Source organism: Corynebacterium glyciniphilum AJ 3170, from assembly GCF_007673095.1.
Taxonomy (GTDB): domain Bacteria; phylum Actinomycetota; class Actinomycetes; order Mycobacteriales; family Mycobacteriaceae; genus Corynebacterium.
On record NZ_VDYZ01000145.1, the window covers coordinates 1 to 310 of the forward strand.

The following is a 310-nucleotide window of genomic DNA, read 5'->3' on the forward strand; positions in this document are numbered from 1 at the left end:
GGGGTCAGGGCAGGGGTGGTTAGACGAGTTGTTGGAGATGGGGTGGAAGGGGGGGTTGGTGAAGAAGGGGAAGAGGAGGGGTGAGATGGTGAAGGTGGTGGGGAGGGTGGGTGGGTGGGAGATGGGGGTGATGGAGGAGGGGGGGTTGTGGGGTGGGATGGAGGGGGAGGTGAGGTGGGGGGAGAAGGTGGGGGGAGTGTTGAAGGAAGGGGAGAAGGTGGTGGGGGGGATGGAGGTGGGAGTGAAGAGTGTGGGGAAGGTGGTGGGGAAAGGGATTGTGGAGACGAGGGAGGACGAGGAGGAGTGGATG

1 pseudogene is annotated in these 310 nt (G+C 63.9%); it reads left to right on the forward strand.

Annotation, left to right across the window (positions count from 1 at the left end):
• Window positions 1-58 precede the first annotated feature (58 nt).
• Window positions 59-310 (forward strand): annotated as a pseudogene (locus FS507_RS19935) (hypothetical protein); the annotation flags it as partial.